The sequence below is a fragment of the Streptococcus sp. FSL W7-1342 genome (genome assembly GCF_037966635.1).
Classification (GTDB): Bacteria; Bacillota; Bacilli; order Lactobacillales; family Streptococcaceae; genus Streptococcus; species Streptococcus salivarius_D.
The window spans coordinates 529,395-554,962 of the sequence record NZ_CP150200.1 but is presented as its reverse complement, the minus strand read 5'-3'; the positions used below and the strand labels follow the sequence as shown (position 1 = coordinate 554,962).

Below are 25,568 nucleotides of genomic sequence, written 5' to 3'. Positions count from 1 at the left end.
TATACCATAAAAAATAAGATGAGTACAATTTTCAGAATATTTTGTCTTATGCTGACTTTCTCACAATTATACCCCTTATGAACACTAGGGATTAGCCCCTTTTTGACAAAAGAAAAAGGCTAACTGCCTTTTTCTCTAGAATATTATTTAACGTGTTTCTCAAGATCTTTTTGAGCTTTTTCGTTAGATGCTTTCTTTTCTTTAAGCCATTTTTCACGACTTTGTTCATATTCTTTCTTAGTAACTACTTTTTCTTGTGGTTTCACGTATTTGAAGTAGTCTGATGAGTTCTTATCACCCACTTGCATGCTAGCACCCGTAAATGGTGTCAAGCGTGAGATAACTGGTGCTGCACCGTTACCAACAGTCAATGGAATGACAAGTGAGCTATCTTCCAACCAAGCTTGAGCTTGAGCATAACGGTCGTAACGAGCATTGAGGTCTGTTGTTTCTGAAGCTGCTGAATCAAGCAAGGCGTCATAATCTTTAAGACCTACTTGAGCTGCAGCCGCATTGTTTGGATTATCATAACCCATGAAAGTCTTGGTGTTTTCACTTGAAGTTGTCTTAAAGATATCAAGGTAAGTTGATGGATCTTGATAGTCTGGACCCCAAACCACACCGTTTGAAATATCCCAGTCTTCTGCTGCCGCATTAGCCGCATTAAGAGTAGCATTTTGCATATCATCAGATGACAACTGGTTGATATCGATAACGACATTTTCACTGCCCAATGATTTTTCAATCGTTTGTTTCAATGATTGAGCTTGAGCAACATTAAGTTTAGAACTTTGATCAACTGGAAGGTCCAAGTGAATTGGGAATTGAACACCTTCACCTTGAAGAGCTTCTTTGGCTTTGGCAAACTCAGTCTTAGCTTTTTCCGCATTGTAGAGACCATCTTGACCATCCGCAAAATTGACACCAGACCATTCATCACCGTAAGTGCTCATCTTGTCTGTCACAAGGTCACCAAAGGTCTTATCACCTGCACTGACAAAATCAGAAGGAACAAAAAGGTTACGTATAGCAAGAGCAGCCCCATCTTTACCATTAACTTGAGATTGATAGGCTGTACGGTCAATAGCGAAGTTGATTGATTGACGGAAGTCTTTGTTTAGAAGAGCCTTCTTAGTTGATGTCTTTTCAGCATCTGTCTTCTTAGCTGAGAATTTATAGCTTTGGCGATCAATATTCACACCAATAGCTGCTGTAGACGCACCTGGTGCTGTGTAATAAATATTATCTTTATATTTCTTTTCTACTGACGCATAGTTAGAGCTCATAGGGAATACACGTGCAATGCTGAGAGCACCATCTGAGAAGCTACGCTCTTGAGCCTCCTGGTCAGAACCATCATAATATGACAATTTGATAGCGTCGAAATGCACGTTCTTCTTATCCCAATAATTCTCATTCTTAGTCAACTCGATAGATGATTTAGCTGTCAAAGATTTAAGAAGGAAAGGACCGTTATAAAGGATAGAGGTTGGGTCTGTTGACTTACCAAAATCTTTTCCTTTATTCTTAAGAAAGTCTTCGTTAACCGGGAAGAGCAAACCATAGGTTGTCTTAGAATTCCAGTATGGTTCTGGTTTTTTAAGGGTATATTGCAATGTGTGATCGTCGATTGCTTTGACACCTACATTTGAGAAATCTTTATTGGCACCAGAGAGGTAGTCAGACAAGCCTGCAATAGAATCTTGTACCAAATAGAGGGCTCCAGCTTTGGAATCAGCCGCATGCTTAAGACCAGTCACAAAGTCCTTAGCAGTCACATCAGCATACTCTTCACCATCTGAAGTGTACCATTTAACACCCTTACGGATTTTATAGGTATAGGTAAGACCATCTTGAGAAACTGACCAATCTTCAGCTACAGAAGGAACAAGGTTCCCATATTTATCAGCTTCCATAAGACCATCTACACCATTAGTTACAGCAGTCTTAGTAGGTCCAGTATTTGACGTGATATAGTCTAAAGTTTCAGGATCAGAGTTATAAATATAACCATAAGTCGTTCCACTAGTACTTGACTTAGAAGAACAAGCCGCTAAGGCACCTACACTGAGGAGTGCCACACCCGCAAGGGCTAACCATTTGCTTTTTTTCATAAGATTTCTCCAAAAAATAAAATTTTACCTTTTCATTATAGCATAAATAATCAAGAATAACAGTCGTTGTCAGACTATTTTGAACAAGTATTGTACATGATAAAACACGATAAACTCAATAACCCCTTGTATTCCCTAGGTTTCTAGCCACCTCAATCAATTTATTTTTAATCACTCGTCATGCATAAAACAAAAAGGTCTAACACCTTGGTTAAACCTCTGTTTTTAAGTTAAAATTAGCCATTAAGAGCTTGAGCAGCTGTGATAATCGCCAAATTGTAAATATCTTCAGCACTAGCCCCACGTGAAAGGTCGTTAACAGGTTTATTAAGACCTTGCAAGATTGGTCCGATGGCTTCGAACATTCCCAAACGTTGGGCAATCTTATATCCAATGTTACCTGCTTGCAAACCTGGGAAGACAAAGACATTAGCATGTCCCGCTACGTTACTATCTGGAGCCTTAATGGCAGCTGTTGCTGGAACAAAGGCTGCATCAAACTGCAACTCACCATCAATAGCCAAGTCAGGACGCATTTCTTTAGCAATATTTGTTGCCTCTACTACCCTGTCAACTTTTGGCGATTTAGCAGAACCTTTTGTTGAGAAGCTAAGCATGGCCACTTTAGGATCAATACCAAAAACTTTAGCTGTTTCAGCAGTATTAATTGCAATTTCTGCCAATTCTTGAGCATTTGGTTCAATATTGATAGCACAGTCAGCAAACATCAAGCGATGATCGGTATTTTCACGGTTCATAAGGAAGACACCTGATGTACGAGAAATACCAGGTTTTGTTTTGATAATTTGAAGGGCCGGACGTACCGTATCCGCTGTTGAGTGAATAGCACCTGAAACCATCCCATCAGCAAGACCAAGTTTAACTAGCATAACACCGAAATAGTTGACATCATGAAGCAACTTTTCCGCATCTTCCATTGTCGCTTTCCCTTTACGGATTTCAACAAATTTTTCCTTCATTTCCTTGAAATCTTCATAGGTTTCAGGATTAATAATTGTATAGTTAAAGTCTGCAAAACCAAGATTGTTCAAGATTTTGTGAACCTCTGCTGGGTCTCCCAAAATAATAGGATCAACCAATCCTTCAAATTTCAAACGGGCTGCTGCACGAACCACACGGTCGTCGTTACCCTCAGGGAAAACAATCTTAACACCTTTCCCTAAAATATGTTCACGAAGTTCACCAAATAGACTACGCATAAAAAAATTCCTCAATCAATCTTTTTTAGTTTGTAAGTTCATGATAACGGTTTCAAAATCATCTGTCAAGGAAGATGCATGGACCATCTCTTTTTTGGTAAAAGGATCAACAAATGCAAGACGGTGACAATGCAAGGCCTGGCGCTCAATACCATAGTCTAGAGAACCACCATAAAGATCATCTCCCAAAAGGGGAAGGCCTAAGTGGGCAAAGTGGACGCGAATCTGGTGAGTACGCCCAGTATGCAAATTGATATCAACCAGTTTAACCCTACCATAATCACCTACCAAACGATAACTAGTGTGGGCATATTTCCCCGACTTATGGACTCGACGTGTGATAATGGAATCCTCATCACGCGCAATCGGTGCAATGATTTCACCCTGATTCTCAAGTTTGGTGTCACCTTCAACCAAGGCATAGTAATGTTTCTTGATAGACTTCTGTTGTAACTGTTTATCCATACGAGCATGGGCGTAACCATGTTTAGCAAACAGCATGAGACCAGAGGTGTCCTTATCCAAACGTGTCACAATATGCACACGCTGGTTGGGATAATTATTGCTGACAAAATGATGTTTGACAAAATTAGCCATGGTATTATCGTGGTTAACACTTGGAATACTAGCATAGCCATAGGGTTTATTAATCACCAAGAAGTTATCATCCTCATAGACGATATCCAAGTCAAAAGGAATTGGCTTCAAGGTTTCATGCGGTGCCTCGTCAGGGATTTCAATGGCAACCACATCTCCTTCATGGACAGGATAAGTCGCAAACTGCTCCTCGCCATTGACCCAAATATGACCGCCCTCAAACTTAATCTTGGCCAGTAGTCCTTTAGAAATATCGTGCTCCTTCAAAAAGGTCTTAACCCGACAAGAACGCCCTACTGTAAACTCATATCTCATTCTTCCATGTCTCCGATAAAGGAATCACGTACGCGTTCCCAGAAACTTGTATGGCTGGCACTAGCCACAAAGGAAATCTTACGTTGGTCAATTGAGAATTCTACCTTTTTCACATTACGGTTGGTATAGGTTTTATTATCAACGGATAGAGTATAGCTTCCCATACGGGTAGGATAAACCGTAATCTTCTCATGCTTAGGTACAATAAGGGGACTTCCTAGGGTACGATAAACACGATTATTAAGACTGGCAATCTCAGTCAGTTGCAAGGCTTCAATGGTAGGATGAAGGACCGCACCACCTAAAGATTTATTGTAGGCCGTTGATCCTGTAGGCGTTGACACCGACAGCCCGTCACCACGGAAGCTCTCAAACAAGACATCATTAAGGCAAACATCTGCTGCCATGGTTTTCTCATTACGCTTGATGGCTGCTTCATTGAGGGCAATCGACGTAAAAGAACGACCATCAGCCAGGGTCAATTTGACATTCAAAAGAGGGTAAGAAATCTTTGCACCACTATCTTTTCGAAGCGTCTCGATTAATTGATCCACTTCACTGTCCAAATAATCCGTATAAAAGCCTAAGTGACCCGTGTGAATCCCTACAAAACGCACACGCGCAAGCTCTTTTTCATACATATGAAAGGCTGATAGCAACATGCCATCACCACCAATTGAGATGACCACATCTGGATTTTTCTTGGTCAAATAAAAATCAGGATCATCTCGAAAGGCATTAAAAAGTTTCGAGGCAACACGCCTACTTTGGGGTTTGCCATTGGCAATAATAGCTACCTTCATCTCATCCGAAGAGGTCTTCATCTGTGTCATCACTATTTCCTACACTATCCTTCAAAGTTCTGTTAATTGGATCAAAGAGCAACTGGGCTTCTCTAATATCATCACGTATCTTACGCATTTCTTCATCAAGTTCATAAGCCATGCGGGCCGTATTTTCCAAGCGAAGCTTAATTTCCTCTGGAAAGTTCCCTTGATACTTGTAATTTAGGGAATGTTCGATGGTGGCCCAAAAGTTCATGGCCAAAGTCCTAATCTGAATCTCCGCAAGAATCTCCTTACGACCATCAATGGTATCAACAGGATAAGAGACGATAACATGATAAGAGCGATAACCCGAATGTTTACGGTTTCTGATGTAGTCACGCTCTGAAACAATGGTCATATCACTACGATGACGAAGCAAAGCTAAAACCTCATCCACATCATCGACAAATTGGACCATGACTCGGAGACCAGCTATATCCTGCATATCTTGAGCCAAATTTTCAACCGAAAGGCCACGAAGGGCGATTTTCTCCTCAATGGAAGCCACTGACTTCACACGTCCCGTCACAAATTCAATAGGCGAGTGACGATTTTGCTTACGAAATTGTTTACGAATGCCTCGGAGCTTGATTTTGAGCTCACCTACGGCCTGAATATAGGGGTCTAAAAATTGTTCCCAATCCATGGTCAAGATAGGACTCCTCCTTGTCAAAAGCTTTAGTTTTTTATAAAATAAATACAATCTGTTATATTATACCACATTTGAAAGCACAAGGGAGGACACACATGAACCATTTAGAGATAGAGTACAAGACTCTACTCACCAAAGACGAATACAATCGTTTAGCGATGCTTTTCTCCCATGTGACACCTGTTACGCAAACAAACTACTACATCGACACTCCTCAGAGTGACATGAGAAATAAAAAGTTGTCTTTGCGTATTAGGACACTTCCCAGTCATGGTGAGCTGACCTTGAAAATCCCTGAAAAAGTCGGGAACATGGAGTACAACGTTACCATGGATTGTGCGGATGCTAAGGCTTTGACTAAGTCGCTGGACTTTCCTGATTGTCAAATCAAATCCATTCTTTTAGAACGTGGGGTTAAACTAGAGGACCTAACCATCCTCGGACATTTGACCACAACTCGTCGCGAGTACCAGACCAACATCGGCCTCATGGCTCTTGATGTCAATGTATATGCTGACAAGAAAGACTACGAGCTTGAACTAGAAGTTTCGGATGCTGAGAAAGGTAAAGACGACTTTGATGCCTTTCTTAAAGAAAATAACATTGACTTTAAGTATGCCAAGAGTAAGGTTGCACGCTTTGTAGCTACCCTCAAACGAGACAAAGACTAAAATTTAGACAAGGAGTTGGCTCCTTGTTTTTTTATTTTAAACACATGTAGCGTTAAATAATACAAGCATTTTATCTCATAAATGACTTCCAGAGGTCTAAAAACGCATACAAAGGAATTTTATCTAACAAAGGTTCGGTATTTTTCACTAATATCATACTTTGATGGCTGAAATTTCTGCTTCTTTTTGCTAAAATAGAACTGTCTGTAGTTTTATTACAATAGCCCTAACTGGGCTTAGCATCTTATTTTTTTAAAGGAGTCACCATCGTCATGGTACATCAAAAAGCAAACCCACAATTGAAATTGTTCTCGCTCAGCTCAAACCCAGAAATTGCTGAAAAAATTGCTGAGGCTACTGGATTGCCACTTGGTAAAGTATCTTCACGTCAATTTTCTGACGGTGAAATCATGATCAACATCGAAGAGTCTGTTCGTGGGGACGATATTTATATCATCCAATCTACTAGCAACCCTGTTAACGACCACCTTTGGGAATTGCTCATCATGATTGATGCCTGCAAACGTGCCAGTGCTAACTCTGTCAACGTGGTTATGCCTTACTTTGGTTATGCACGTCAAGACCGTATCGCTGCTTCACGTGAACCAATCACTGCTAAATTGATTGCCAATATGCTGGTTAAAGCTGGTGTCAATCGTGTCTTGACACTTGACCTTCACGCTGTCCAAGTTCAAGGTTTCTTCGATATCCCAGTAGATAACCTCTTCACAATGCCATTGTTTGCTGAATACTACAACGAAAAAGGATTCACAGGAAATGATGTTGTCGTTGTTAGCCCTAAAAACTCAGGTGTTAAACGTGCTCGTAGCTTGGCGGAATACCTTGATGCACCAATCGCTATCATTGACTACGCTCAAGATGATTCAGAACGCGAAGAAGGCTACATCATCGGTGAGGTTGAAGGAAAAACAGCAATTTTGGTTGATGATATCCTTAATACTGGTAAAACATTTGCTGAAGCAGCTAAAATCCTTGAACGTGGTGGCGTTAAAGACATCTATGCAGTTGCTAGTCACGGTCTCTTTGCAGGAGGTGCTGCCGAAGTCCTCAACGCTGCTCCAATCAAAGAAATCTTGGTAACAGATTCAGTTGCGACTAAAGAAAAAGTGCCTACAAACGTTAAATACATTTCAGCAAGTGAGCTAATCGCTAACGCTACTACTCGTATCTTCGAACGTCAACCACTTAGTCCACTCTTTGCATATACAGCACACGAGGACTAAGCTATGGTTTATTTGGACAATGCAGCAACAACTCCTTTAAATACTGCTGCTATTTCAGCTATGACACATGTCATGACTGAAACCTTTGGAAATCCATCCAGCCTCCATGCTTATGGTCGTCAAGCTTCCAAGGAACTTCGTGAAGCCCGTGAAGAAATGGCCAAACAATTTGAAGTCCCTACTCGTAAGCTCATTTTCACTTCTGGGGGGACCGAAGGAAACAATACAGCTATCAAAGGTTACGCCCTAGCCAATCAAGCTAAAGGTAAGCACCTGATTACAACTGCTATTGAACACCACTCTGTCCTTCACACCATGGCCTACTTGGAAGAGCGTTTTGGTTTTGAAGTAACCTATATTCAACCAGAAAATCAAGTCATTACTGCCCAACAAATCGCTGATGCCTTACGTGACGATACTATTCTAGTTTCTGTTATGTATGCCAATAATGAGACCGGCCAATTGCTTCCTATCAAGGAACTTGGTGACTTGCTTGCCAATCACCAAGCTGCCTTCCACGTTGATGCCGTGCAGGTAGCAGGAAAACTTCCTATTCACCCAGAGCAACTTGGAGCTGATTTTCTCTCTATTAGTGCCCATAAATTCCACGGACCTAAAGGTGTCGGCCTGCTCTATCATAACGATTTGCATTTTGACAACCTACTCCATGGTGGAGAGCAAGAGGAAAAACGTCGTGCCAGTACTGAAAATCTGGTCGGTATTGCAGGTATGACCGCTGCTTATAAGAATGCTAGCGAGAATTACCAAGCCAATTACCAGCATGTTGAAAAGATTCGTCAGGCCTTTCTAGATACCCTTACCGTTCCTTATGAAATTAATGGTGGAGGATCTAGTCTACCTCACGTCATCAACATCAGTTTTCCTGGTAAGGAAAATGGCCCTCTCTTAACCTTGTTAGACCTAGCTGGCTTTGCCGTCTCAACGGGTTCTGCTTGTACTGCTGGAACTGTTGACCCTAGCCACGTCATCCAGGCCCTCTATGGCAAGGATTCTGACAAACTAAAAACAGCTATCCGCATTAGTTTATCAGAGGAAAATACTGCTGAAGAACTCCAAGCCCTAGCAGAAAAACTTAATCAAATCATAGGAGACCAACATGGCATTTGAAAAAAGCATTCATTTGACTGACTGTAAATACCGTTACACCATCAGTCCTAATGTCAAAAAATTCACCCTACGTGATACGACTTTTGTGCAAAATAAAATCGGAAACTACGAGTTGCACCGCCTTCTCGAAAAAGTGCCTAACTCAGGTGAAGGTTTCCCACTTAAAATCACTATTAACAAAGACTTGACTGGTTTCAAATTGTCAATTACAGACAAATCTGGCCTTCGTAACGTTAATATCTTTAAAAATGAAAATCATCACATCTTGCAAGAGAAATTCTATTTCTTGATGCAGAGTTTGGTTGACCGTAACGTTTTCGAACAAGAAGAAGTCTAAACTTCTTTCTTACTACATAGAAATAGCCTATCCTTGTGATAGGTTTTTTATATCGCCTCTTCTACACTATTTTGTTGCAATCTTCACAAACTTTTCTTAAAATATAAGAGAATCATACTAATTGAAGAAAGGAAAGCGATCAATGACATTTGAGAAAAACATCCCAAACGCCACTGCCAAACGTCTCTCTCTCTACTATCGTATTTTCAAGCGATTCCATCGTGAAAATATCGAGAAAGCAAGCTCTAAACAAATTGCTGAAGCGATTGGGATTGACCCTGCCACTGTTCGTCGAGACTTCTCCTACTTTGGTGAGCTAGGTCGTCGTGGCTTTGGTTATGACGTGAACAAACTAATGACATTTTTCGCTGAACTCCTTAATGACAATGCGACTACCAAGGTACTTCTCGTAGGTGTGGGGAATGTCGGACGTGCCCTTCTCCACTACCGTTTTCAAGAACGTAATCGCATGCAGCTGGTCATGGCTTTTGATACAGACGATAACGAACTGGTTGGAACTCAAACTGAGGACAATATTCCTATCTATGGGATTTCCCAAATTAAGGACAAGATTGCTCAAGAAGATATCAAAACAGCCATCCTGACAGTGCCATCAGTTAAGGCTCAGGAGGTGGCTGATCTTTTGGTTGATGCTGGAATTAAAGGCATCCTCTGCTTCTCTCCAGTCAACCTCAATCTTCCACGCCACGTGGTGGTCCAATACGTAGACCTGACTAGCGAATTACAAACCCTACTCTATTTCATGAAAGAAGAAGAAAAATCAAGGAGGAACAATGACTAAACCAATTATCGGAATCACAGCCAATGTAAGGCCTAATCCAGCCCATGAAGACATCAACTGGTCCTATGCCCCATCTGGCTTTGTAGAAGGAGTTCAAAGAGCCGGTGGCCTAGCAATCCTACTACCCGTATCCGATCCATCGGAAGCCAAGACCTATATCTCCATGATTGACAAGCTCATCCTTATCGGTGGGCAAAACGTTGACCCTAAATTCTACAACGAAAAGAACCATGCCAGTGCAGATGACTTCTTCCTCGAACGTGATATCTTTGAAATGGCACTTATCGAAGAAGCCACTAAGCAAAAGAAACCCATTTTTTCAATCTGTCGTGGAACTCAACTCATGAACGTCGCACTAGGTGGTAGTCTCCACCAAGACATCGAGAATCACTGGCAGGACAAGCCTTCTGATTACCTCTACCATGAGATGATTGTTGAAGAGGACAGTAAGTTGGCAGAAATTTACGGACGTGAAACCTCTATCAACTCCTTCCACCATCAAAGTATTAAACACTTGGCCTCTGACCTCCGTGTCATTGCGCGTGATCCTGAGGACAACACTGTCGAAGCCGTTGAGTCAAATACACCAGACCTTCGCTTCCTTGGTGTCCAGTGGCACCCAGAGCTTCTCCTAGACAAACGTGAAGAAGACCTCAAACTCTTTCAATACGTTGTTAACGAACTTTAAAAGCAACTGAGACTGCACTCAGTTGCTTTTCTCTTGTCTTTATCACATCGCCTCAATCTAAAGCTCAAAATCCTCCCTCTCCTCACGAAAAGAATAATAGGTCGATTTGCCAACAATCAGATGATCAAGCAGACAAATCCCCAAATCATCGCAAGACCGCTTAATCTTTTGCGTAAAATCAATATCATTTCGACTCGGATAGGCCTCACCCGATGGATGATTGTGAACCACAATCAGGGACGTTGCCATCAGATGACAAGCATAATGCAAAATCTCACGTGGCTCAGCAATCGAACGACGAACACCACCAATAAAGACCGTCTTCTGCTGAATAACACGATTCTGCGTATCCAAGTAGATAGCCACCAGATGCTCCTGAGGCTTGTCCCCAATATCCAACATCATACGACGGGCTACTTGCTGACTGGACATAATCTGCTCGGAACGAGCCAACTCGGCCTTCTCAATCCGCTTAGCCAACTCCACCATAGCCTTCAGCTCAATAGACTTCACACGCCCAATACCAGGAATCTTCTGAAGCTCATTCAAAGACAAACGAGACAAATCCGCCAAACTCGTCATCCCTTTCAAAATACGATTAGCCATAGATAAGACCGACTCAGATTTGGTCCCTGTTCGTAGTACTATCGCCAACAACTCCTGATCCGATAAAACCTCTGCTCCCTTCTGTAAGAGTCGCTCACGAGGCAAAAGCCCCGCCTCCTCAGATACAATACTATACATAAGAAAAAACCTCCTACTTACCTATTCGTAAGTGGGAGGGGGAAGTTAAACAGCTGAAGATTTTTTTAATCCTAGTTTCTTTAACAAGGCTTTTCGATATGCTGAAAATTTACTCTTTAAGGTCAGTGGTTCTGCCACCTGTGACCTTTCAATAAAATGGACCTTATAACGTTCTGCAAAAGATATTTTTTCTGAAGCAATAATACGATAATCAATTCCTACATCCCAGGCTTTTCGATAGAAAAGATAAGGGAGAGTATTTTCGTCAAAGTCATAAAAAATATGCTCATCCTTTAGAATAATGTTTTCCAGAAAATCTTTTGACAACCACATAAAACCTTGAAAAACATGAAGCGAATGATTGATTACTTTTTGACATTCGTTAGTTAGTTTAACTGTCTGTTCTAGATTTAAGGCACCAATTGCATCGGTCCAATAAAGTTCTTTTGACAAATCAGCAAAAACAAGGCCAACCTCTGGAAAATGGTCAAAGATTGATACTACCTTCTCTTCATCTGATAGCATATCCACTAGAGCATGTCTTGTAGCTTCATCAACAAGTTTACCTTCATTTCCAAAGGCTTCTGTGTGAAAATGCCCAACAAAGTCATAGTCACTAAGCTTTGAAGCCAGAGAAACCAAGGCATGATAATGATTATCAAACCGTTGTGAGACTATCTGAAATCTATCTTTATCAAAACTATTTAATAAGGTATTCTCAACTTCAGTTTTATCTAAACGACTTGATAAAGTGAAATAATAGAAAGCAGATAACTTACTATCCAAAAATACTTTCAGTCTCTCAAGGTCGCTAATGTGCACATGGATAGCCATACGATACTTATGCTTGCTTAAGGTTTTAAAAGAAGGGCCAATAATTTTCTCATCTAAAATGACTAAACTGTCAGGGGAATGGTAACGATTTAGATGTGACTTAATTAGTGCTACTGGATATGTTGATAGGTTAGCAAGATAGTCTAAAAGTAATTTTCCCTTTTTTTCATTGTCGGTAAAAGCTTTTAGTTTAATGAACGGTACCTTATGCTCAAGGGTACTTATTGGTCTATAGTAAGAAAAGTCAGGGTGGATTAAATCTCCTGCCTCTGCTTCAATGGTATTAAAGACAGCATCATAACGATAACCTGCCTCAGTAAGAACACTGGTAACTCTAGTTTCGTAATTGTCAATAACATCTTGAACATCAGTAAAAGTCTTTATAGAAGTCCAAAATTTCTGAAAGACTTCTGAAGCGACAACATGATTTTTGAAAGATATAAAATAACTTTGCAAATGCTCTTCGAAATATTTGGTCTTTCTAAAGTTCGTCATCCCCCAAAAGTCAACACTCTGTCGTTGTTCAAAGTCTTCAACTAGGTCAGACATATCCCAAAGAGGACCAAAGCAAGTGTCATTCATGAGTGTAACCGAATCAAAATCTGCTAACCGTTCGAATCCAACATGAGCCATACCATCTCTCCAAGCTGCAAAATCAAAGCCTAGATTCTCTCTCTGAATAACTTCAGCTATGCCAAGCTCTTCGAGAGTTACTGTTGCAGACTTCGTTAGTTGACTATTTGAAATCACAATAAGTTTAGAAAAAAGTGGTCGAAGTTGCTCCAATTGGTAGAGCACATGACCACTTAATTCGTCGTACTTATTATAATGAACATACAATAAGAGACGTTTCATCTATTCTTGAATCTCCCATTTTCCATTTCTCTTAACCATACCAGTTGCAGAATCTTTAGCAGACTTATCATCATCTTCAATATCATTTCGATTCAAGAGAATAACTGGTGAGTTATCTGAATCAGCAAAAGCAATCATCTGATCCTCCTTATCTCGGACAGAAACCTGAAGCTTAAGCTTAATGTTATTAAGATGGGCAAGACTACATTTATATGTGAGTGTTTTTCTTCCAGAACCACTCGTTTTATTGTCCATGGAATTGTCATTATAAATCCAGATACCACGGTCAATATCTGTCAATGAAAAGGCGATATAGGTCTCAATATCCTCATTGACATCATATGAAATCTCAAATGAAATATCTTGGTCAGGACTGATAATATTGTCATTCAAGAGTTTCACTTGTAAATCAGTGATTTTTGGATTTTCAACAACAACGTCGTCATTTGAAACCTTTTGACCAGCAGCATTATCAAAACTATATTGGTTAGCAACTTCATCTGGATCACCAACTACTTTGACCAAACCATGTTCAATCAGAACTGCCTTATTACAGTACTTTTTAACCGCTGACATGTCATGGGTAACTAAGATGGTTGTTTTTCCAGATTGCTTACGTTCCATGAAATAATCATTACACTTACGTTGGAAGGCCTCGTCACCTACAGCTAAGACTTCATCCAGGATAAGGATATCTCCTTGAGCCTTGATAGCAACTGAGAAAGCCAGACGAACCTGCATACCACTTGAGTAGTTCTTCAACTTTTGATTCATGAAATCATGAAGTTCAGCAAAGTCTACAATGTCATCATACATGGCATCTACTTCTTCAGTTGAAAAACCAAGCATTGCACCATTCATATAGACATTCTCACGACCAGTTAGTTCTGGATTAAACCCAACCCCAAGCTCAATGAAAGATACCAACTTACCATCAATGGTGACCTTACCTTTTTCAGGAACATAAATCTCAGAAATAATTTTTAGAAGTGTTGATTTCCCAGAACCATTACGCCCAACAATTCCATAAAAATCACCTTTTTCAACTTCAAAAGAAATATCTTTCAAGACATGTTGTTCAGTATACCCTTTAATCCCTTTAAAGCGATTGACTAAAGTTGTTCTCAAACTCTGACTCGCCTCAGTTGGTAATTTAAAATACTTACTTACATGATCTACTTTTACAGCAATATTATTTGACATTATAGAATCTCCGCAAATCGTTTAGCATTTCGATTAAAGACAAGGAAACCAATGATAAAAATCACTACAGGAATCGCATAAGGAACAAAAGCAATCAGTTTATTATTAATAATATCCCAGCCTCTTGGGTTAACTGGATCAATAATAAAATGACGCATATCCTGTAAAATCTGAGCGATTGGATTCAACATCATAACCTTTGCAACAAACGTCTGGTTTCTTTGAAGAAGGTAAGTGATGGAATAGATAATTGGGCTAGCATACATACCAGCTTGAAGCACAACTTCCCAGATAGGACCAATATCACGGTATTTAACAAAGAGTGCTGATAGAATAAAAGCAACTCCCATTGCCATCAATAACACCTCAATAAAGAGAGGAATGATAACCAAAGTATTGAAACCAATTGGAACATGGTTAATTAAGGCAAATACGAAAACAACCACAAGGTTAATCAAGAAATTAATCGCAGCTCCTAGTACAGATGAGATTACGATTGTTTGCTTCGGAAAGTTTAGTTTACGTAAGAGATCCCCACGTGAAACAATGGAAAGCATCCCCATATTGGTAGCCTCCGTAAAGAAGCCCCAAAAAATCATGGCCAAAAGCAATCCTACTGCATAGTGTGGTGTCCCATCATCAAATCTCAAGAAACGAACAAAGACAAGGTACATAATTGTAAACATCATCAAAGGTTTCAAAATAGACCAAAGATAACCAATGAAAGAACCTTGATAACGCAATTTAAAATCCGTTTTAATCAGTTCCTTAAGTAAAATCCTATTTTTTTGACTAAAGAAATTCATCTAGTCCTCCTTATACATGAATTTTGTCAAAATCAAGCTCGTAAATACAAAGGTATGAAAAGCCCTGTTTTTACGATAGCCATATGTTTTCAAACGACGATAACGCTCTCTGAATCCTTGGTCCATAATGGTCACAAAGTTTTCAACCAACTCTCTATTTTCAGCATTCAATGGCAAAGAAAGAAGATTTTCCGCCTGATTCTGACTAGCCTTAATCAACTTCCAATATTTGTTGAACAAGGTCTGAGGGCGAATCCAATTCTGCATACGTTTCCGAAGCGTTCTAGCTCCCAAGACATTATCCGCATGCTGACGGTAAAGCTCTGTTGGCTGATCAATATAAACGAGATTGCCAAATGCTGACGCAAGCAAACCTAAATACCAGTCATGCATCAAAAGCTCGTTCGTTTCCTTACCAGTCCATAATCCAGCCAGAGCATGATTGATTAAAGACACACCACCTGTAACAGTGTTTTCTGTCATTTCTTGAACCAATTCCGTATTGGCATGATCAGACTGAGTACGAATCATACTCTCATGAAGTACCTCTAAATCTTGATTCACAACCTTTAAATCCGTATATACCAAAAGTGGTTTATCAGATGGGTAGTGACTTGCTTTCTCAAGTTGAAGAGATAGTTTCTCAGGTAACCAAGTATCATCCTGATCTGAGAAAAGGTAGTAGTCAGATTCTTGATACTTCAAAAGCGTAAAGAAACTCTTTATAACACCTAAATTTTCAGTTTGATCAGGATTGATGAAAACAATGCGATCATCTTCTGAAGCGAAACGTTTGATAAGGTCTCTCGTTTTATCTTTAGAACCATCATCACGAATTAACAAGGTCCAATCAGTATAAGTCTGTTGCTGAATACTCTCTATTTGCTCTGCTAAAAAGTTCTCGCCATTATAAGTAGACATGAGAATAGTTACTTTCATGATAAAAATAGCTCCTCGTATTCACCCACGATTTTTTCCCAGGTGTAATTTTCTTTCATATTTGCTTTAGCAGCATTTCCCAAGTCCTCGAATGACACTTTACCATCTACAGAATCGATAAGCTGAGACAAATTCCCATCCTCTTTAGTCCAATACAAGGCGGTGTCTTGAGCAACCTGATGATTAAAGTCTACATTATAGATAAGGTTGAGGTCTGTTTGAGCCAAGGCCTCTAATAAGCCTGGATTCGTTCCACCTACTTCATGTCCATGAATATAAGCAAAGGCTTGGTTACGGATATACTTAAGCAAGTCCTGATCATAGACAGTCCCCACAAACTTCACACGTTTATCTTTATCAAATCCTGTTATCTGTCGTAGTTCATCAAAGTAAGCATTTCCTTCATGATTACAGATGATAACAAGATCACGCTCTGTAGAGGACTTCATAAATTCACGAATTGCAGTTTCGTAGTTGTTTTCAGGAACAAATCGACCCAGTATCAAATAATAATCTTTTTCTTGAGTTTGCCATTTCTGATACCAATCTCGAACAGGGGTATCCTCAGCAGTCAAAGTCGTCTTAGATAAGTCAGTTCCATAAGCGATAAAAGTCGTTCTAGACCACGGATAGGTATTTTGAATATAGGTCTCAATACCTCGGTTATCAGAAATAATCAAGTTTGCATACTTTGTCATCTCTTTTTCAGAGTATTTGAGATAGCTTTGAACAGGCTTAGACCACTTAGCACGTTTCCATTCCAAACCGTCAGGATTGACTAACAAAATCCCACCAATGGACTGAATTTTCTTGGCAAAATGAACAATGAAAGCACCAATGGTATTTCCTAAAATATAGAAAATTGGGGCTTGAATTCCCTCTTTTTTAATAAGTTTCAAGCTATAATTAATAGCCATCATATCGTAAGCTATGACACGCGCAGGACCTAGCTTTGGTGGATTGACCGTAAAACAATCCGCACCTTTATAGTCAAAATGCTTGCCAGTACTTTCGTCAGATAAGCAAGCCACGTGATAACGTATAGTAGGCGATACCTTATGAGAAACCAACTTCTCAACAAATGTCTCAAAACCACCGTATTGAGCAGGCAAACCTCTGCTACCTATGATAAAAACATCCTTCAAAGTTTACCTCCATTCGTCACATCTCTCAAATACACAGAATTATACATAGTAGCTTTTATTATACCATTTTGGAAGGTATTTTGCATGATTGGACAGAAAGAGAAGAACAAAAAAGACAGCCAAAAAACTGTCTTTATACGGCTATCTTCAAAAATCAATTTTTGATAAAAATAGTTTGTTTTAAAATCAGGAAAAGTCCTTATAAGTTAGGAGTAACTTTAACAATTATCATATTATCTATAACCTCTATACCAAAATCAGTATTTTTATGCTCCAAAGTTGTCCTATTTTTCCAATAATTCATATACTCTTCATATGTTGGTGATTGGTATGACATCCCCATGTTTTCCATTATTGAAACAACGTTAGTAGAAATTGCATACGTTCCTCCAAACTCAAACATAGAAACTCCTACCAAATCTCCAAAATTACCAAATCTTTGTTTATTCTTAGCTGGTGAGGAACCAATAATCATTAACTTATAGTCACTTTTATTTTCAAGCTGTAAATTTTCAACTGCCTGATAAATTAGTTAAATTTTTTGTTGATCTTCTCTGAAAATTGCATCTTCAGCAACCACTAAATTACTCGACATTTTTACCTGAGTAAACGTTAATAAGAGCACTATACCAAGAATAACATTAGTTATCAATTTATCATTATCTACAAGTATACTCAAATAAAATACAATAAATGCGATTAAAAAAGGGTATTGGGGCACCATACTTCTCGGAGTAGGTAGAGTACCTGAAGCTATAACAATTCCTAGACCAGCAAGGAATAATAAGAAGAGTAACAAAGAGCAAATCTTAACATCATATCTTTTATAGAAATAAATTATTAGGATAAGAAAAGCAAATAAAATTGCTACTATAAAACTAAAACCATAAATATTCGGTGTCTCACCTAAAGTGGGGAACATAGAAGTAAATGCCACTCTCAAACTTGATAAACCATCTACAAATGACTTATCAAACCACGTTATCATTCCTAAGGAGTGATTAGCATGTGTTGTTTTCAGAGCAAAGACAATAAGTTTATCTAGTAACCAATAACAAGCTATGCCTAATAGTAAAACTAATACACTAGGAAAAGCTTTTACTATTAATTCAGAAAAAGAGAATTTTGATTTCTTATATTCCAACAAAAGCATCGCAACAATTATCTGTATGAAGAATAAAATAAATGTTTCCCTAATTGTCAAGTCAAGTGCAACAAAGATGTTCCTCTGATTAAGTGAGTATCTTTCAAGCTGTTTGAGTTAGCTCAAACAGCTTTTTTGCGGACTGATAGCCATGAATTCGTCTAGGTCTTTCATTGATAGCCTTTGTATAGTCCTCTAAAAGATTCTGATTTAGTTCTTTTAACGAACACCCCTTCGGAATGAACTCTCTTAGTAGTCCATTGAAATTCTCATTTGTACCTCGTTCATAAGATGAATAGGCATGTGCAAAATAAACATCTAATCCCTCTATCTTACTCAATGATGAAAATTCGTTTCCATTATCTGCAGTTATGGACTTAATGGGATAAAGTTTCATACACTCTAAGACTGCTTGATTGACATACTCTGCTTTCTTTTCCACGAGTTTCTTTGTGACAGCATAGCGTGTTTGTCGTTCTACCAAGGTTAGAATAGAAGGTTCTCCTATTGTCTTTCCACCCAGAACAGAATCGATTTCCCAATCTCCAAAACGGGAACGATTATTGATTTCTTCTGGCCTTTCTTCAATTGACTTTCCTAGATGTTTCTTGGTAGAGGGGCGCTTGGTAAATTTCTTACGGATCCGCACTGCTCTTGGCAAATCAATGACCTTAATCTCTAACAATCCTTGATGGATATAGTTATAGAGCGTCTTGGTTGAAGGAACAACTGCATCTACATGTTGGAGTCTATAGGTATGAACAAAGGTATCCACGCTATGCACCCTTGGTTTCTCTCTCATTGCTTCTGTAAATGCTCTCAGAAAGTCATCCGATACGGAATCCAGTTTCAAATAATAGCTGGCTTCTCTAGCATGACGATAACGGTTATGAGCAGCATCTGCATAATAGTGTTGGTAATAGACCTTTTGCCCATTTACTTTTTTCACTTGTGTTATGGAACCACGATTAATTTCACGAGTAATAGTAGAGCGATTTCTCCCTAGTCTACGAGCAATCTCAGCAGGTTTGAGTCCTACGCTTAAATAAGCTTCAATTTCCCCTCGCTCAGCTTCAGATAAGTGCTTGTATGATTGATTTGTGGTAGAATAATTAGTGGACATGTTCATCTTCCTTTATACTGTTTTTCGCAACTCTAGTATATCAGATGAACATGTCTTTTGTGTTGCACTTCATTTTACAATAGGGCAAAATAAATGTTTGATAGACACCTATAACTAAGGTCATTAGGCTAATTAGGATAATATAAATGATTATTTTTTTTAATCCAGAAAAAGTTCTCACTTTTAAGCAATAACTAGCCACTATAACAGTCAGTAACATTGCCAGCGAAAACTCAAAATTCTGAAGAACAAAATAATATTGAAAAACAAATAACTGACTTGTAGTAAATAGACTAGGAACTATAAAAAGTTTCTTATTTTCTCTAATTTCTATATAATCACTAAAAAGGTAAGTTATATATAATGAAGTTATTCCTAAAAGTATACAAGTTAAGGTGTTTATCATATATATATTGGTGAACTCTTTCAAAAAGATTTTTTTTAGAATCACCTCGCCAAAACGTCCAATACTTATCCAATAATTCATATAGCCTGATGGATTTTGAATAAACCAATTGGTATCCATTCCATAAGATGTATTTACAATTTTTAATCCATAGATCAATACTATTAAAAACAAAGTATAAATGACTAAAGATTTTTTCTTAGACATAAATTCAATCATTGAAACATGCGAACCTCTAATTCATTTTTTTAAGCTGAAACAATTTTTTCACAGCAGATTTTATACTCTTGGTTAGAGCTTTTCGGCTGTTTAAAAAATCGATATCTTTCTGAGTTACTTTTTTATGACGCAATTCATCGCCCTCAATCTTTTCAGTAATATTAGCATAAACACTCTCAAGAGAATATCTCTCTTTTAAACTTGGAACAGCTTGCACTGCTTCAAGTTTCTCTTGGTCAAATCCATCAAGGACCCCTGAAATCATTCTAGTCAAGGCATCCAAATCACCCAGAGGGTAGATATAACCTTGCTCGTTCATATATTCAAAGGCAGATTTATGTCCCGCATTATCTGATAAAATCGTTGGAATACCATTCAAAACAGATTCAACATAAACGAGACCAAACGTTTCCATACTAGATGGGAAAACAGCTAAATCCTTATCAGTAATCTCTGACCAAGGATCATCTAAATACCCCAAAAATGAAACATTCTTCAAATCGTGTTCTGCAATATAATCATCACAAAGTTGTTTGTAATCCTCATCCCATGCACCTAAAAATACAAGTTCAGTTCCTGCTAAATCAAGCATCTGAAAAGCTTTTATTAACTCAAGCTGATTCTTTCTCTGAGTCAAGCGTCCAACTGAAACGATACGATGTTGGTCGTTAGATTCAGTTTTTACTCCTTCTTTAGGTTCAATTTGAGTATAAGGTGCAAAGGAATAAATCTTCCTATTTGTAAAATACTTTTCTAAATCCTCGGCCAAAGCTCCTGTTACAGCAAAGATTTCATCAGAAAACTTATCTATAAAGTCTAGTTTTTCTTTGTAATAACCGAACTCTCCCTCAGGAAATTCATGAATCAACCAAAAATGTTTGATATTCTCATAAGCGGCAGCCAATGCACCTTGAAAAACATTTACTGTATTGCTGATAACAAGCTCCACCTTATTATCTACAATAATATTTCGAATGTCTTTGACATTCTTATTATAAAAATTTACTCGCAAAAAATGATTGCCTGGTGAACCACCCGGTGCTTCTTCCCACCACCATTTGACAGCTGAAAGACCATAGGTTTCAATCCCTGCTTTCTGAAGTTCTGCTTGATACTCCTCTTGGGATGGAACCTTATAATCAGGAAAAACGTTTAATACACGATAACCTTTTTTTACAAGAAATTTCATAAGATTGACTATCGAGATTTCAGCACCATTATCTAGAGTTCCTGTCGGAGAAATAAATAAAATTGTTTTAGTCATAAATTATGCAAATACCCCCCAATAATGGAAAAGAATCAAATACATAGCCACTAAGAAATTAGCAATTAAAGTCAGAGTTGCTATCTTCAATCTTTTCTGTCGAGATAAATCAATCTTAGCTGTGTTAGCGACTAGCGGCAACAAAAGAATGATAAATGGCGTGAAATAACGTCCTTGAGCACCAACCGATATATTAGCTCCCTGACCAAGAACAATCGGTGTCCACTGCATATACATTACAGTAACAGCAGCTAAAATCTCAAGAAGGAAGAGAATCCAGGATGCATTAGCAAAGTCTTTTGTAAAGAAATCCTTCTTACTTGATAGGAACAAAATGGTAAGAACGATGATATCAATAAAAATTAACCACAGTGGCATTTGTAATGTAAGGTTACCAAGATAACCGAACATCCCAAGTGACAAGATACCATTCAAATTGTCATTCAACTCAGGATTAAAGAGTGTATTACGCAAAACTTCTCCATAATGACGAAGACCACCTTGATTCTTCATTAAGAATTGAAGAACCACTACAACACCTACTACAAAAAGAAGGTAGAAGACTGCTTTATATTTTGAAATAAAGGTCTTAATGGCTTGTGCTGGACGATTTAGAAAGGCAAGGACACCTTCAAACTCAAGTGGTACAAACGGAATCAATCCCAACAATAAAACGTTATTTGGCTTAGTTGCTAACAGTAAGATCGCAAGACCTATCACCTGGATAATATTACGATTGGTAAAACGTTTAGAATAGGCAAGATTCGTGATAAAACCGAGAGCCAACATCACTTCTAAATAGTTCATCACATCATAAGAAAGTGACGAAGCTTGCTGAACCATAATAGGTAGCAGCGAAATAAACATTAGGGCTGTTTTCCCATACTTGAAATAACGTATTAAAAAGTAAATTCCTAGTATATAGGCCAGTGCATTAAAGATGCGCCCCATATAGATAATCATTCCAACTGTGGGACTAATCCAACTTCCAATCGTCATCCCTATCAACTGTGGAATAAAGGAGATCGTTTTTAAACTCACACCGAATTGAAAAGGTTCTTTACTCATATCAATCTTTTGAGCAAAAATCTGTTTATATTCTGCTAACTTAACCTTATCATTACTTGGAATCTCATCCATCCACTTAAAAGATGTTTCGGTTGGTTTATGGAAAGTTTCCCAAGTCATTCGCGCGTGGTTTGTTTCGTCTGGCACACGATTAATTGGAAATACAAACATAAATGAGAAAATAAAAATCGTCGCTAAGATGAAAAATAAATTTTCAACTTTTATCTGTTTAATTCTGTTCAAAATAAGTCACCATATCATCTTTCTTGCTTAACGTACAGTTTTCAAGAACAGCCCGATAAGCAGCATCTGCAATTTTCTGTCTTAATTCTGGAGATAAAACCAAGGCTTCGAGCTTGTCGAACCACTCTTCATCAGTAGCTAACAATCCTGTTTCACCATCAACAACCGCATCTGAGAAAGCTCCTATCTTACTTGCTACTGTTGGTACCTTCACCAAGGCAGCTTCAATCCACTTAATCTCTGACTTCGCACGGTTAAAGATAGAATCCACAAGCGGTGCTAGGTTAATATCAACTTCACTAATCAAGGCAGGCAATTTATCCCAGTCCACATAATCGTGAGTTACAATTTGATTTTCAAAGGGCTTCATATCTTGCGGAATATCCAAAATCCCGACAATATGTAATTGGACATTGCTATATTTTGTAAGCAGTTGCTTAATAGCTGGTTTAATCAATTCAAAATTCTCATTATGACTAATTGAACCAGAGAAATAACCAATCTTAACAATATCAGATGTTTGAGAGTAATCTTTGATATATTGGCTACTAATAGCGATTAAGTCATCAGAAGCCAAGTTGCGATTAAGTAAAACCTTACTTTGGTACTTATACAACTCCTCCTGCAACTGGTTAGTCGAAGTAATGGCACCATCACAGTTTTCTAGCATATAGCCATAATTTCGAACACCAGCATCATAGTTTCCTTTTTCAACCGAATTAAGCCCTTGCGTATAACTCAATTGGTCTGTATAAACCGTATCAAAAACCAAATCATCAATATCAAAGAAAACAGGTTTTCCATATTCCTTAGCCAAATGACAGAGACGCAAAAGCTCAGGTGAGATTGGTGAACGGTAGATAACGATGTGACTAGCATTTTGAGCCATCGATAATTGGAAATCAGATAGGTTAACAACTTTGACTGCAAAGCCATGCTTACGTAATTGTTCTGCTTTGTTCAAGACACGGTAACGGGTACATTGCGGAATGATATTTTCAACCCCATCAATCAATAGAATGTATTGGTCACGTGGAACAGTCTTAAATTTATTCACAATATCTTCCAAGATTGCCACAGGGTAATCCGTTTCTTCTGCAACAAAGTCTAACAAATCAGGGACTTCTGAATCACGATCCAGACCTTGCCACAAGAACTGGTCTTCATCATAATTTTTCAGAGCCGTATATTTTACCAAGGGACTTCCTGCCTTGAGCATCTTAAGCGGATGGATATACATGGCAGAATCTTCGTATTCTTGTACAACCGCATCGAAACGATAACCTAAATCAGCAAAATGCTTGGTAAAACGTGTCTCATGTCGACCAATAGCCTTATCACGAGAATCTGTATCCGTCAAATGTGTCCAGTACTCATAAAAGTCATCATCGTTTAGCATGAGTTTTTCAATAACTAGGAAATAAGATTGAAGATGCTTAGGAATGTAGCCGTAAGGATTCTCTTTAGTAACATCCTCTTGTTCTTCTCCAAAGGAAATTCCCCAGAAATCTAGTTGCTTATCAGCCATTTCCTGGAACACTTGAGACAAATCCCTCATCGGACCAATATTAGTATCATTCACCAAGAGGAGCTGGTCATAATCTTTAAGCTTATCTTTACCAAAGGCAAAGATTCCTTCTCTAAAGGCCGCAGTATCATATCCCTTGTTATCACGAGTTAAAACCCTACCATAGGTCTCAAGGGTATTAATATCATCATCGTGAAGCTGTCCATTAACAACAACAATAACATCATCTACCAATGGAGCCAAGGCTTGCAAGAAACGTAATTTGTATTCTTGAAGACGAGCTTCAGACTCAAAAATAACATAAACCAACGCTTTCTTACCATTATACGACAAGGCAGAACGTTGACGGTTTCTAAGATGTCGTAACTGACGAACTTTAAGTGGTGTCATTCGACGACGTAGCTGTATCACTTTGACTTTTAAAGCTCTCAAATAATTTTTAATAGCTTTTGGATTCTTAGCAATTACCCCTGCTGTCTTTATAGGTGTGATAAGAGCGTTCCCCAGACGATATGACAGTGAACCTCGGATAAGCTCCATCTCTTTATGGGCATCCTTCAATCTCTTAGATTGTGTATACTTTCTTCGTTCAAGTTGATCACGTTCTTTTTTCAAGCGATTAACATAGTCTGTCACATCATCATGATGATTTATCAAATCATCTATACGACTCTCCAAAATCAATAAGTTTTCGCAAACAGCTTGATAGATTTCATGTGGTAACTTTTCGAGATACTTCTCGAGAACTTCAAGATAGATTTCATAATGGTAGCGTACTGAATCCCTTTTTGAAATCGAATCTTTTTCAAAAACACGATAATTCAATTTGGTATTAGGTTGGTAAACAGCCTTCGCCCCATTATTGATAATAAGGCTCAAGAAAAAATCATAGTCCTCGAGTTTCTTCCCTGAAAGTTTTTCATCATAATAGGTACCCTTTAATATGGCTTTGTTTACTAAAGAACAATTTGAAATATAGTTCGATACCAATAAGCTATGTAATTCAAATTCCTGAGCTTTTAGATAGACTTCATTTTTTTCAAAATTGAATAAATCACAATACACTATATCTGCTTGATGATTAATCGCACATTCATATAATTCTTGTACATAAGTTTCATCCAAAAAATCATCACTATCTACAAATAAAAAATAGTCCCCATTTAAAAGATTAAGTCCCTTATTCCTTGTTCTCACGACACCAATATTTTCATGAGACTCAAATGTCGTCACGAAAGGTGACTCTTTCAGAACTTCCTGAATAATCTCTGGGGAATAATCTGTCGAACCATCATCAAGAACAATTAACTCAATATTTCGATAAGTTTGGTTAAAAATACTTCGTAAACATTGCTCAATATAATTTTCATGGTTGTAACATGTTACAACTACTGATATTAAATTAGTCATTTTTCCATCCATTTTATGTAAGAAAATATTAATTAGTACATA

The 25,568-nt window shown here is 38.3% G+C and carries 21 protein-coding genes and 2 pseudogenes; 6 read left to right on the top strand and 17 right to left on the bottom strand.

Translation table 11 applies throughout. The annotated features are described in order from the left end of the window. Positions 1-143 precede the first annotated feature (143 nt). The 5 genes from NSQ79_RS02815 to NSQ79_RS02795 form a co-directional block, all read right to left on the bottom strand. Positions 144-2,114, bottom strand: a complete 1,971-nt coding sequence (locus tag NSQ79_RS02815) for a peptide ABC transporter substrate-binding protein (protein ID WP_175062643.1) — start codon at positions 2,112-2,114, stop codon at positions 144-146. Between the two features lie 236 nt (positions 2,115-2,350). Continuing rightward, on the bottom strand, positions 2,351-3,334 hold the full coding sequence (gene pta, locus NSQ79_RS02810; protein WP_164332124.1) for a phosphate acetyltransferase: 984 nt from the start codon (positions 3,332-3,334) through the stop codon (positions 2,351-2,353). 15 nt (positions 3,335-3,349) lie between these two features. Beyond that, a complete protein-coding gene (locus NSQ79_RS02805) occupies positions 3,350-4,246 on the bottom strand; it encodes an RluA family pseudouridine synthase (protein WP_104021238.1) in 897 nt (298 codons plus the stop codon). Further along, positions 4,243-5,079 (bottom strand): NAD kinase, encoded by an 837-nt coding sequence (locus tag NSQ79_RS02800; protein ID WP_002884507.1) that lies wholly within the window; start codon positions 5,077-5,079, stop codon positions 4,243-4,245. Before NSQ79_RS02800 ends, NSQ79_RS02805 begins: the two co-directional genes overlap by 4 nt. Then, entirely contained in the window at positions 5,051-5,725 is a 675-nt protein-coding gene (locus NSQ79_RS02795; protein WP_164332125.1) for a GTP pyrophosphokinase family protein, read from the bottom strand. Before NSQ79_RS02795 ends, NSQ79_RS02800 begins: the two co-directional genes overlap by 29 nt. A 95-nt stretch (positions 5,726-5,820) precedes the next feature. On the opposite strand from NSQ79_RS02795, the gene NSQ79_RS02790 reads away from it, so the two are divergent. From NSQ79_RS02790 to NSQ79_RS02765, 6 genes are all read left to right on the top strand, one after another. Beyond that, positions 5,821-6,396: a CYTH domain-containing protein gene (locus NSQ79_RS02790; protein ID WP_155164365.1), complete on the top strand. Its 576-nt coding sequence runs from the start codon at positions 5,821-5,823 to the stop codon at positions 6,394-6,396. 272 nt (positions 6,397-6,668) lie between these two features. Next, the gene (locus NSQ79_RS02785; protein ID WP_164332126.1) at positions 6,669-7,640 is read left to right on the top strand and encodes a ribose-phosphate diphosphokinase; all 972 of its coding nucleotides are present in this window, start codon (positions 6,669-6,671) and stop codon (positions 7,638-7,640) included. 3 nt (positions 7,641-7,643) lie between these two features. Beyond that, complete coding sequence (locus NSQ79_RS02780) at positions 7,644-8,768, top strand: cysteine desulfurase family protein (protein WP_045768513.1); 1,125 nt, start codon at positions 7,644-7,646, stop codon at positions 8,766-8,768. Beyond that, the gene (locus NSQ79_RS02775; protein WP_045768512.1) at positions 8,758-9,105 is read left to right on the top strand and encodes a DUF1831 domain-containing protein; all 348 of its coding nucleotides are present in this window, start codon (positions 8,758-8,760) and stop codon (positions 9,103-9,105) included. The genes NSQ79_RS02780 and NSQ79_RS02775 overlap by 11 nt, the downstream gene beginning before the upstream one ends. Positions 9,106-9,247: 142 nt before the next feature. After that, positions 9,248-9,907 (top strand): redox-sensing transcriptional repressor Rex, encoded by a 660-nt coding sequence (locus NSQ79_RS02770; RefSeq protein WP_045768511.1) that lies wholly within the window; start codon positions 9,248-9,250, stop codon positions 9,905-9,907. Further along, entirely contained in the window at positions 9,900-10,595 is a 696-nt protein-coding gene (locus NSQ79_RS02765; RefSeq protein WP_339313810.1) for a gamma-glutamyl-gamma-aminobutyrate hydrolase family protein, read from the top strand. Before NSQ79_RS02770 ends, NSQ79_RS02765 begins: the two co-directional genes overlap by 8 nt. Positions 10,596-10,652: 57 nt before the next feature. Here NSQ79_RS02765 and radC read toward each other — a convergent pair whose 3' ends face one another. The 12 genes and pseudogenes from radC to NSQ79_RS02705 all read right to left on the bottom strand — a co-directional run bounded on the left by radC (position 10,653) and on the right by NSQ79_RS02705 (position 25,526). Then, a complete protein-coding gene (gene radC / locus NSQ79_RS02760; RefSeq protein WP_045768510.1) occupies positions 10,653-11,339 on the bottom strand; it encodes a DNA repair protein RadC in 687 nt (228 codons plus the stop codon). A 45-nt stretch (positions 11,340-11,384) separates the two neighbouring features. Beyond that, on the bottom strand, positions 11,385-12,923 hold the full coding sequence (locus NSQ79_RS02755) for a rhamnan synthesis F family protein (protein WP_239499677.1): 1,539 nt from the start codon (positions 12,921-12,923) through the stop codon (positions 11,385-11,387). Positions 12,924-13,028: 105 nt separating this feature from the next. Continuing rightward, positions 13,029-14,231, bottom strand: coding sequence for a polysaccharide ABC transporter ATP-binding protein (locus tag NSQ79_RS02750; RefSeq protein ID WP_070849846.1), 1,203 nt, complete (start codon positions 14,229-14,231; stop codon positions 13,029-13,031). Beyond that, complete coding sequence (locus NSQ79_RS02745) at positions 14,231-15,037, bottom strand: ABC transporter permease (protein WP_002886828.1); 807 nt, start codon at positions 15,035-15,037, stop codon at positions 14,231-14,233. The genes NSQ79_RS02750 and NSQ79_RS02745 overlap by 1 nt, the downstream gene beginning before the upstream one ends. Beyond that, positions 15,038-15,976 carry a glycosyltransferase family 2 protein gene (locus tag NSQ79_RS02740; protein WP_070849848.1) on the bottom strand — a complete coding sequence of 313 codons (939 nt, stop codon included), beginning with the start codon at positions 15,974-15,976 and terminating at the stop codon, positions 15,038-15,040. It lies immediately after the preceding gene. Next, the gene (locus NSQ79_RS02735; protein WP_013990209.1) at positions 15,973-17,121 is read right to left on the bottom strand and encodes a glycosyltransferase family 1 protein; all 1,149 of its coding nucleotides are present in this window, start codon (positions 17,119-17,121) and stop codon (positions 15,973-15,975) included. Before NSQ79_RS02735 ends, NSQ79_RS02740 begins: the two co-directional genes overlap by 4 nt. Positions 17,122-17,320: 199 nt before the next feature. After that, positions 17,321-18,313: pseudogene (locus NSQ79_RS02730) on the bottom strand (glucosyltransferase domain-containing protein); the annotation flags it as partial. A 55-nt stretch (positions 18,314-18,368) separates the two neighbouring features. Further along, a complete protein-coding gene (locus tag NSQ79_RS02725) occupies positions 18,369-19,388 on the bottom strand; it encodes an IS30-like element IS1139 family transposase (RefSeq protein WP_171021848.1) in 1,020 nt (339 codons plus the stop codon). 85 nt (positions 19,389-19,473) lie between these two features. Further along, positions 19,474-20,013, bottom strand: a pseudogene (locus NSQ79_RS02720) (glucosyltransferase domain-containing protein); the annotation flags it as partial. A gap of 16 nt (positions 20,014-20,029) precedes the next feature. After that, entirely contained in the window at positions 20,030-21,277 is a 1,248-nt protein-coding gene (locus tag NSQ79_RS02715; protein WP_049554129.1) for a glycosyltransferase family 4 protein, read from the bottom strand. A 3-nt stretch (positions 21,278-21,280) separates the two neighbouring features. Next, complete coding sequence (locus tag NSQ79_RS02710; protein ID WP_049554128.1) at positions 21,281-22,588, bottom strand: DUF2142 domain-containing protein; 1,308 nt, start codon at positions 22,586-22,588, stop codon at positions 21,281-21,283. Beyond that, complete coding sequence (locus NSQ79_RS02705; protein ID WP_070849852.1) at positions 22,575-25,526, bottom strand: rhamnan synthesis F family protein; 2,952 nt, start codon at positions 25,524-25,526, stop codon at positions 22,575-22,577. Before NSQ79_RS02705 ends, NSQ79_RS02710 begins: the two co-directional genes overlap by 14 nt. Positions 25,527-25,568 lie beyond the last annotated feature (42 nt).